The organism is Capnocytophaga sp. oral taxon 863 str. F0517, from assembly GCF_000466425.1.
GTDB lineage: Bacteria > Bacteroidota > Bacteroidia > Flavobacteriales > Flavobacteriaceae > Capnocytophaga.
Window position 1 is genome coordinate 1 of sequence record NZ_KE992146.1, and the last position, 1,034, is coordinate 1,034.

Here is a 1,034-nt window from a genome sequence, read left to right on the forward strand (position 1 = left end):
GCTGGATCTCCATTTACACGGTCATTGCTAAGAACATCCACAGTACCACCTTTCGGTACGCGGGTAAGTGGATCGTCTTTGGCTGTAATAGTAGGCGTTTGAGCAGGAGCATCCACTACTTCTATTGTTACAGTAGCCGTATCACAGAGGTCAGCTTGCTGCTTATGGCAGATCTTATAAGTTACTTCATAGGTGCCTGGAGCGGCATCAGTAGGTACTTTGATCTTACCGGTGGCAGACTCTATGGTTACACCTGCAAGGCGACCACTGTTCTCAATAGAGACGTTTACCTTATCTTTACCTGCTGGTCGCCCATCTACCTTGTCATTGCTAAGGATATCCACGGTACCGCCTTTGGCCACGCGGATAAGCGGATCGTTATGAGCTTCGATGGTACGGGTAGTATCATTATCAACACTTACTTTCACCTTAGCTGTCGCACAAGGGGTGCCATTTTGCTTTTCACAGATCTTATAGGTAATCTCATAAGTTCTGGCAGGAGCATCTGTTGGTATTTGGATCTTTCCAGTAGCCTCATCTATGGTAACTCCTGGAAGGCCACCATTGTCCTCTATACTTAGCCTTACATTGTCCTTAGTGGCTGGGGCTCCATTGAGTCGGTCGTTGGAGAGCACCTCTACCTTGTCCCCTGGACGTACGCGGGTATCAGGATCGTTGTTGGCGTTGATCGTTGGGGTCGAAGCCGTATTCTCGGTTACCTTGATTTTGATCTTAGCCGTATCACAAGGGGTACCATTCTGTCTCTCACAAATCTTATAAGTCACCTCATAGATACCTTCTATAGCGGTAGCAGGCACTTTGATCTTGCCGGTGGCCGTATCTATATCTACACCAGTAAGGCCGCCATCGCTATCAATGGTTACAATTACATTATCTTTAGTAGCAGGGTCACCACCCAGACGGTCATTGCTTAGTACATCTGCGGTACCACCTTTGGCTACATAGGTAAGCGGATCATCATTGGCGATTATCGTTGTACTTGTATCATTAGTCACCGTAATTTTTACCTTCGC

The 1,034-nt window shown here is 47.1% G+C and carries 1 pseudogene; it reads right to left on the reverse strand.

The features are described 5' to 3' along the window. Nucleotides 1-1,034 (reverse strand): annotated as a pseudogene (locus HMPREF1551_RS13940) (gliding motility-associated C-terminal domain-containing protein); the annotation flags it as partial.